At 69.0% G+C, this 8,901-nt stretch carries 7 protein-coding genes; 3 read left to right on the top strand and 4 right to left on the bottom strand.

All coding sequences use genetic code 11. The annotated features are described in order from the left end of the window. The 3 genes from AC2VOK_RS01905 to AC2VOK_RS01915 all read right to left on the bottom strand — a co-directional run. On the bottom strand, positions 1–1,379 hold a 1,379-nt coding region (locus AC2VOK_RS01905), incomplete at its 3' end, for an ATP-binding cassette domain-containing protein (RefSeq protein ID WP_428898970.1). Between the two features lie 60 nt (positions 1,380–1,439). Further along, a complete protein-coding gene (locus AC2VOK_RS01910) occupies positions 1,440–4,136 on the bottom strand; it encodes an ATP-binding cassette domain-containing protein (protein ID WP_428898971.1) in 2,697 nt (898 codons plus the stop codon). Between the two features lie 66 nt (positions 4,137–4,202). Further along, positions 4,203–5,411, bottom strand: a complete 1,209-nt coding sequence (locus tag AC2VOK_RS01915) for an NADH:flavin oxidoreductase (protein ID WP_428898972.1) — start codon at positions 5,409–5,411, stop codon at positions 4,203–4,205. 105 nt (positions 5,412–5,516) lie between these two features. Here AC2VOK_RS01915 and AC2VOK_RS01920 point away from each other — a divergent pair, with 105 nt between their 5' ends. Next, entirely contained in the window at positions 5,517–6,362 is an 846-nt protein-coding gene (locus AC2VOK_RS01920; protein ID WP_428898973.1) for a bifunctional methylenetetrahydrofolate dehydrogenase/methenyltetrahydrofolate cyclohydrolase, read from the top strand. Continuing rightward, positions 6,359–6,640, top strand: a complete 282-nt coding sequence (locus AC2VOK_RS01925) for a DUF3017 domain-containing protein (RefSeq protein ID WP_428898974.1) — start codon at positions 6,359–6,361, stop codon at positions 6,638–6,640. Before AC2VOK_RS01920 ends, AC2VOK_RS01925 begins: the two co-directional genes overlap by 4 nt. Here AC2VOK_RS01925 and AC2VOK_RS01930 read toward each other — a convergent pair. Next, a complete protein-coding gene (locus AC2VOK_RS01930) occupies positions 6,637–7,077 on the bottom strand; it encodes a DUF732 domain-containing protein (RefSeq protein ID WP_428898975.1) in 441 nt (146 codons plus the stop codon). The genes AC2VOK_RS01925 and AC2VOK_RS01930 overlap by 4 nt on opposite strands. 270 nt (positions 7,078–7,347) lie before the next feature. On the opposite strand from AC2VOK_RS01930, the gene AC2VOK_RS01935 reads away from it, so the two are divergent. Then, positions 7,348–8,805: an FAD-dependent oxidoreductase gene (locus tag AC2VOK_RS01935; RefSeq protein ID WP_428898976.1), complete on the top strand. Its 1,458-nt coding sequence runs from the start codon at positions 7,348–7,350 to the stop codon at positions 8,803–8,805. Positions 8,806–8,901 lie beyond the last annotated feature (96 nt).

An 8,901-nucleotide genomic window follows, 5' to 3' on the forward strand; every position in this document is an offset into this window, starting at 1 on the left:
CCGGGCGCCATCAGCAGCACCTGGTCGCAGACGTCGAGGTAGGTCAGCGAGTGCGTGACCACCAGCACCACCCGGCCGGCATCGGCCAACTGCCGCAGCATCGTCATGACCTGCAGGTCCAGCGCCGGGTCCAGCCCCGACGTCGGCTCGTCGAGGATCAGCAGCGACGGCCCGGTGAGCAGCTCGAGCGCGACCGAGGCGCGTTTGCGCTGCCCGCCCGACAGTGTGTCGACGCGGCTGTGGGCATGCTGCGTCATCCCCAGTTCACCGAGCACCTGCGCGACCACCTGCGCGCGATCTGCCTTGCTGGTGTCGGGCGGCAGCCGCAGTTCGGCCGCGTAGCCCAGGGCCTGGTTGACCGTCAGCTGGCGGTGCACGACATCGTCCTGGGGGACCATCCCGATCCTGGTCCGCAGCGACGCGTACTCGGTGTGGATGTCGTGGCCCTCGAAGGTGACCGAGCCCGAGCTCGGGGTGGCGTAGCCGGCGATCAGCCGCGACAGGGTGGTCTTGCCGGCACCGGACCCGCCGATGATGGCGGTCAGCGTGCCGGGCCGGGCGGTCATCGAGATCCGCTCGAGCAGGTTCTTGCCGTCGACGCGGAAGTCGACCGCCCGGACCTCCAGGCCGCCGGTGCGTGCGGCCGCCTCGTGGCGGCGCACCAGGACGCCGTTGCTGAACAGCAGGTCGACGTTGCCGATCGTGACCGCGTCGCCCTCGGCGAGTACGGCAGAGCCGACCCTGACCCCGTTGACGAAGGTCCCGTTGATGCTGTTCGCGTCGCGGATTTCGGTGCCGATCGGCGTCGGCGTCAGCAATGCGTGGTGGCGTGAGGCCAGCACGTCGTGGATGACGATGTCATTGTCCAGTGACCGCCCGATCCGGACGGGCCCGCCGGCCGGCGACTCACGACGGCCGGCGGGCCACGGCGAGCGGATCCGGGCGGTCGGTAACTCGGCCACCTCACCGGTGACGCCGATCCGGGTCGGCGGGTGTCCACGCCAGCTGCGGGTGGGTGGCCCGGCGAGGGGAATCGACTCCGTCGGCGGCGCGAGGCCCACGATGCCGTCGTGGCGTCCGACCTCGAACGTGAGCCGCGGGCCGTCGGGCAGGCCGAGGTTGATGCTGTGGCCGTCGTGGAGGGCGGCCTGCGGCACCCGCCGGCCGTTGATGAACATCCCGTTCAGCGAGTTGTTGTCGATCGCCGTCCACCTGCCCTCACCGAAGCGCAGCAACAGGTGCGCTCGGGCGATCAGCGGGTGGGCCACACGCAGGTCGGCGCGCACATCATTCCCGACGACCACGTCGCGGCCCGGCGCGAAGCTGCCCTGCGTTGTGTCGGTCCGAACCGTGAGCACGGGCTGCGCGGATCGGGTCACCAGATCAGATTAGACGCCGCCGCCGGGTCTGCAGCCGGCCGAAAAGCCCTCGGTCCAGGGTCAGCGTTTGAGGCGGATATGCCACCGGATCAAGCCGGCGTAGGCCAACGACAGCACCGAAAGCATGACCATGTCGAAGACCAGGATGTGTTTGGAGTGCTGCCAGATCGGGTCGTTGGTCGGGATCTGTTTGACCTTGACCAGCGCCGGAAAGTCGATCGAGGATGCGCCCGCGGCGTAGCCCCAGCGTGCCGGGGTCAGCCAGGCGAGCTGTTCGAGGCCGAAACGGCCGTAAACCGGGATCATCCCGCCGGAGAGCACCAGCTGCGACATGATCGACACCACCAGCATCGGCATGATCTGCTCGTTGGACTGCGCCAGGGCCGACAGCATCAGGCCCAGGAGCGCCGACGCGACGCAGGTGGCGGCGACGGTGACGAACAGGGCGAAAGTGGCATTGCCGAACAACGGCGGTGCCTCGGTCGGGGCGCCCTTGCCGAGCCGCACGATCAACGTCGCCACCGCGGCCTGTGCGGTTGCGAAGGCGGAGAAAACCGCGATCTTGGCCAGCAGGTAGGCGTTGGTGGACAAACCGACAGCCTGTTCGCGCTTGAAGATCGCGCGCTCGCCGATCAGGTCGCGGATGGTCAGCGCCGTGCCCATGAACACGGCCCCGATGTTGAGCAGCACCATGATGTACTGCGGCTGCGTGGGCGCGGAGCCCAGTGGATCGGCGGGCCCGAGGCCGGGGTTGGGCCCTTTCACCGTCAGCGACAGCGCGCCGATGAGGAACGGCAGCACCGCCAGGAAGATCGTGTAGCCGCGGTCGGAAACGACGAGCCGAACCTGTCGGCGGACGATTGTGGACAGCTGCCGCCACAGATTCGTCTTGGGTGGATCGCCCAGGTCCGCCGGGCTCTGCGGGGACGGCGGCTGCTGCGCATGGTCGCTGCGCTCTTTGAAGCGGCGGTTGGCCTCGTCGGGATCGGCTCCCACGTTGGCGAAGATGTCGGCCCAGTTGCGCGTGCCCATGGTGGACTCGACCTGATCGGGTGGACCGCAAAACGCGGTCTTGCCGCCCGGTGCGATCAGCAGGATCTGGTCGCAGACGTCCAGGTAGGACACCGAGTGGGTGACGACCATCACCACGCGGCCCGCGTCGGCGAGCTGGCGCAGCATCAGCATGACCTGGCGGTCCAGCGCCGGGTCCAGGCCCGAGGTCGGCTCGTCGAGCAGCAGCAACGACGGTTGGGTCAGCAGTTCGAGTGCCACCGAGGCGCGTTTGCGCTGGCCGCCCGACAACTTGTCGACCCGGGTCTCGGCATGCTCGGTCATGTCGAGTTCTTCGAGTACCTGCGCGACGATCTGCGCCCTCTCCTCTTTGCTGGTGTCGGGCGGCAGGCGCAGTTCGGCAGCGTAGCCCAGGGCCTGGTTGACGGTCAGCTGGCGATGCACGACGTCGTCCTGCGGGACCATCCCGATCCTGCTGCGCATGGACGCGTATTCCTTGTGGATGTCGTGCCCTTCGAAGCACACCGAGCCTGAGCTGGGGTTGGTGTACCCGACGATCAGCCGCGACAGCGTGGTCTTACCCGCACCGGAACCGCCGACGATGGCCGTCAGAGTCCCGGGGCGCGCCGTCAGCGAGATGTGGTCGATCAGTTGCTTGCCGTGCTCGACACTGAAGCAGACCGCGTTCACCTCGAGACCGCCGCTGCGCGTCGCGGCTTCGGTACGCCGGACCAGGGTGTCGCGGGTGAACACCAGGTCGACGTTCCCGATGGTGACCACGTCTCCCTCGGTCAGCACCGCCGACCCGACGCGGATGCCGTTGACGAACGTCCCGTTGCCGCTGTGCGCGTCGCGGATCTCGGTGCCCAGCGGCGTCTGGACCATGAACGCGTGATGGCGCGACGCCAGGACATCCTGGATGACGATGTCGTTGTCGGTGGCGCGCCCGATCGTGATCGCGCCGTCCGGCTTCTGCAGCGTCCCGGAGCGGGACGGCATCAGGGCCTGCATCATCTTCGTCGCCAGGTTCGCCTCGTCCGGCTCACTGGTCGCGCCGGGTGGCGAGATCTGGGTCGGCGGTGACGACAGCGAAGGATCCGGGGGCATCGGCGCGGGGATGTGCGGTTGTGGCCGGACGTTCCCGGGCGGTGGCGGCGGGCCCGCCGGGTGCATTCGCGGTCCGGCCGCGACCGACGGGCGCAGGGGCGGGCCGTGTGGTGGCGGCGGGTCAGGATGCGGTCTGGGCGGGGGGGCCGACAGCCGGCCCGGCGACGGCGCGGGCGGGCCGAGGTGGGCGGGCGGGCCGAGGTGCGCGGGCGGGCCGAGGTGGGCGGGCGGAGCGCCGGGCGACCCGGACCAGGCCGCGCCCGAGAACGGGGGCGCACTCGAGGGGAGACGCATCGACTCGGTCTGGGGCGGACGTCCGGCCATCCCCTGGTGCCGGCCGACCTCGAACCTGAGCTGAGGCCCGTCGGGGTTGCCGATGTTGATGCACTGGCCGTCGTGGATGTCGACGACGGGAACGCGCCGGCCGTTGACGAAGGTCCCGTTCAGCGAACCGTTGTCGATCGCCAGCCAGCGGCCCTGGTCGAAGCGAAGCAACAGGTGGGCCCGCGAGATCAGGGGGTGGGTGACCCGCATGTCGGCCCGCAGGTCGCGGCCGACCACCACGTCGTGGCCCGCTGCGAACGTGCTTTCTCCTCCGTCGTAGCGGACGGTCAGTACCGGTGGGGATGGAGCCATCATCGGGACAACTTTATCTGTTGCAACGAAGTTCGCCGTCGAGCTCGATCGCCTGCGGCTGCGTTTACCTCAGCGGGCTGCATCGGGGGCGCCGGTGACCACGCAATACGTGCGGCTGTAGATGGTGGCCATGCACTGGTTGCAGTGCGTACAGGCCGAACGCACGTTGCGCCGGGCGCCGTCGGCGGCGATCCGGTTGATCAGATCAGGCTCGGCGAGCAGCGCCCGGCCCATCGCGACGAACTGGAAACCCTCCGCCATCGCCAGATCCATGGTCTCCCGGTTGGTGATGCCGCCGAGCAGGATCAGCGGCATCGTCAGCTCGGCGCGGAACAGCTTGGCGTGGTGCAGAAGATAGGCCTCGCGGTAGGGGTACTCGCGCAGGAACTTCTTGCCCGTCATGCGCATGCCCCAGCTCACCGGCGGCTTGAAGGCGGCGGCGAACTGCTTGAGCGGGGCATCGCCGTGGAACAGGTACATGGGGTTGACCAGCGAGCTGCCCGCGGTGAGCTCGATCGCGTCCAGCCCGCCGTCGTCTTGTAGCCATCTGGCAGTGGTCAGCGCCTCCTCGGTGTTGATGCCGCCACGCACACCGTCGGTCATGTTGAGTTTGGCGGTGACCGCGATCCGTCCCGCTCCGCGCATCTCGACCGCGCGGCGCACCGCCATCACCAGCCCGCGGGCCACCTTGGCCCGGTTCTCCAGCGAGCCGCCGAACTCGTCGTCGCGATGGTTGATCAGCGGCGACAGGAACGCGCTCGCCAAATAATTGTGGCCCAGGTGAATCTCGACCGCGTCGAAGCCGGCGTCGATGGCCAGCAGGGCGGCGTCGGCATGTGCGGCTGTCACGGCGTCGATGTCGTCGCGGGTCGCCTTTCTGGCGAACCGCATCCCGATCGGGTTGAAGAACCGTACCGGCGCCAGGGCGGCGGCCTTGTTGGACTTGGCGTTGGCGACGGGACCGGCGTGGCCGATCTGCGCGCTCACCGCCGCTCCTTCGGCGTGGACCGCGTCGGTGAGCCGGCGCAGTCCGGGCACCGCTTCAGGGCGCATCCAGAGCCCGTTGCCCTCGGTGCGGCCGCCGGGGGAAACCGCGCAGTAGGCGACGGTCGTCATGCCGACCCCGCCCGCGGTGGGCAGGCGGTGGTATTCGATCAAGTCGTCGGACACCAACCCGTCGGGCGTGCGCGCTTCGAACGTCGCCGACTTGATGGTGCGGTTACGCAGGGTCACCGGACCCAGCATGGCCGGGGCGAACACGTCTGCAGGGGTAGACATAGCGGGAGCCTAATGGCGATCGCAACCGCGGCTGCCTGGTGTCCCTGCCGGGCGCGGCGGGTCGCCCTCGGTCGGCCCCGCGCCGGGCATGCCAAACTGTGAGGCGTGGGCGCAATCGCACTGGACGGCAAGGCCACCCGCGACGAGATCTTCGTCGACCTGAAGCAGCGGGTGGCCGCGTTGACTGCGGCGGGTCGCACCCCGGGGCTGGGCACCATTCTGGTCGGTGACGATCCGGGGTCACAGGCCTACGTGCGCGGCAAGCACTCCGACTGCGCCAAGGTCGGCATCCTCTCGATCCGCCGCGATCTGCCCGCCGACACCACCGCCGCGACGCTGCAGGAAACCATCGACGAGCTCAACGCCAACCCGGAGTGCACCGGATACATCGTCCAGTTGCCGCTGCCCGGGCATCTGGACGAGAGTGCGGCGCTGGAGCGCATCGACCCGGGCAAGGACGCCGACGGGCTGCACCCGACCAACCTGGGTCGCCTGGTGCTCGGCATTCCGGCGCCCCTGCCGTGTACTGCGCGCGGCATCGTGCACCTGCTGCGGCGCTACGGTGTGGAGATCGCCGGGGCACACGTGGTCGTCGTGGGCCGCGGTGTGACGGTCGGCCGTCCGCTGGGGCTGTTGCTGACGCGCCGATCCGAGAACGCCACGGTGACCTTGTGTCACACAGGAACGCAGGACCTGTCCGCGTTCACCAGGCAGGCCGATGTCATCGTGGCCGCCGCCGGTGTTCCGCACATGCTGACTTCCGACATGGTGCGTCCCGGTGCCGCGGTGGTCGACGTGGGGGTCAGCCGCACCGAGCGCGGCCTGGTGGGCGATGTGCATCCGGACGTGTGGGAGGTGGCGGGTCACGTGTCGCCCAACCCCGGCGGCGTCGGCCCCTTGACGCGCGCGTTCCTGCTGACCAACGTCGTCGAGCTGGCCGAGCGGGAATGAACGGCCGCGCTGCGCTGCGGGCTCAGTGGCCGATCCTGCTGGTCGGGCTGATCTTCGCGACCGCTTTCGTCTTGGCCGGGGCCAACTTCTGGCGTCGAGGTTCGTTGCTCATCGGCATCGGCGTCGGCGTCGGCGCGATGCTGCGGCTGGCGCTGTCCGACGACCGGGCCGGCCTGTTGGTGGTCCGCAGCAAGGGCGTCGACGTCACCACCACCGCGACGGTGGGGGCGGCGATGGTCTACATCGCCTGGACCATCGACCCGCTGGGTACCGGTTAGACCCCCGGCACCGCGGGCAGGCCCGGCATGCCCGGGAGCTGCGGCAAGCCGCCGGTCAGGTTGCCGTTGGCGATCGACGCGATCTCCTCGGGACAGTAGGTCTGGATTGCGATGGTGGTGAACATCTGCGCCATCTGAGGGGACATGCCTCCGCCCCTGACCGTGGCCACGGTGGCGGCCAAGTTCCCGCCCGGCTCTTCGAGCATCGGGCAGACGGACTGGCCCACGCCGATCGCGTTGCCCGGTTCGCCGAAGTTGATCCCGGCGTGGTTGAGCGCGTCGATGAAAGCGTCGTCGGTCCCCCAGTCGGCCTCGGCCGGTGCCGCGAGGGCCGCCGCCGCCGCGACGACAGCCGCCGCGCCTGCCAGGAGCCTGATACTCAAGGGCTGATGACGTAACATGCAGATCCAATCGGTCGTGCGTACCAGTGCTTTCAAGACAGCTTCCCCGTCTGTCGTGAGCGCTCCTCCGGCACTCGGATCACCCCGAGAACTTTGGCCTATCACGATCACATCGAGGGCACGGTGGGATCAAGTTTCGCACACTGTGCCGTTTCGTGCGCGCCGCTCGTCAGGAACATCGGCTATCGGGCGAGGGCACGCGCAACCGCGAAACGGCGGATGATGGGCACATCGACGCCACACTGTGATCCGACACGCGCGTCGGCGCGGCCGCTTGCCGACCTCGAATGTTCCAGAATCCGGCTCATGACGACGAATGAGAGCCGCCCGGCGGACCGTGCGATCTCGCGCCAGACGTTCCTTCGCGGCGCCGTCGGGATGCTGGCGACGGGGACGGTATTGGGGACCGCGCGGGCGGCGGCGGAACCGGGCGGCGGGTGGGGCGGCCTGGCATCCTCCCTCGGCGGCAGGGTGCTGCTACCGGCCAGCGGCACCCAATTCGCCGCCGCCAAGCAGGTGTTCAATTCCTTCTACAACAATTCGAATCCGGCCGCGGTGGTCGAGGTCGCGTCGCAGGCGGACGTCCAGAAGGCGGTCGCGTTCGCCACGGCGAACAGGCTTCAGATCGCCCCGCGGGGCGGTGGGCATTCGTTTATCGGTGCCTCGACCGCCGCCAACGCGATGGTCCTCGACTTGCGGGGACTGCCGGGCGGGGCGCAACTGGACGGCGACCACGTGACCGTGACCCCGTCGACGAATCTGTCGGTGCTGCAGCGGGCGTGCGCCGGCGCCGGGCGGGCGGTCCCGGTCGGTACCTGCCCGACGGTCGGCATCGGCGGATCGGCGCTCGGCGGCGGCATCGGTGCCGACACGCGGCGCTTCGGCCTCACCTGCGACACGTTGCAGTCGGCCACGGTCGTGTTACCGAGCGGCGACGTCGTCACCGCCTCCGCCGACGACCACCCCGATCTCTTCTGGGCGCTGCGCGGTGGTGGCGGCGGCAATTTCGGCGTGACGACGTCGATGACGTTCGCGATGTCTGCCGCCGACTCCACCGACGTGGTCCGGCTCGACTTTCCGTCGTCGTCGGCGGTGCAGGTGCTGTCCGGTTGGCAGTCGTGGCTGACCGCGGCCGACCGGAACACCTGGGGTCGAGTCGATCTCGCCATCGGCTCGTCGCAGACGAACTGCCAGATCCTGGCCACCTGTCCTGCGGGTTCGGGAACCTCTGTGGCGAACGCGATCAAGTCCGCGGTCGGCGTGCAACCCAGCAGCATCCAGAACACGACGATGACCCATCTGGACCTGGCGACGTATCTGGCCGGCGGTAGCTCATCAGCGTCGCCGCGTGGCTTCGTGGCCGGGTCAGATGTGATTTCTACGGTGAATGCCGCTGCGGCACATGCGATTGCCACTGCCATCGGGCAGTGGCCCGTGGCCGCCGGTAAGGCCTCCGTGCTCGTCGACCCCCTGGGAGGTGCGGCCGGTGACGTGGCTCCCGGGGATACGGCCTTCCCGTGGCGACAGCAGTCCGCGGTGCTGCAGTGGTACGCCGAACCGGCTGCCAGCCAGGTGCGGGCCGCGACGAAATGGCTGGCCGCCGCGCACCAGGCGGTACAACAGTATTCGGTCGGCGGCTACGTCAACTACCTGGAGGCCAACACCCCGGCGTCGCGCTACTTCGGTTCGAACCTCTCGCAGCTGTCGACCGTGCGGCAGAAGTACGACCCGAATCGGGTGATGTTTTCCGGGTTGACCTTCTGACGCGAAATAACTTGTGTCACTTGTGTTTCTGTGGTCACAATTCGGGGTTTCTTGTCGGTGGCCTTGGTTAGTTTTGCGGTGTGAGTGTTGATCGGG

It is taken from the genome of Mycobacterium sp. TH-M116 (genome assembly GCF_057473685.1).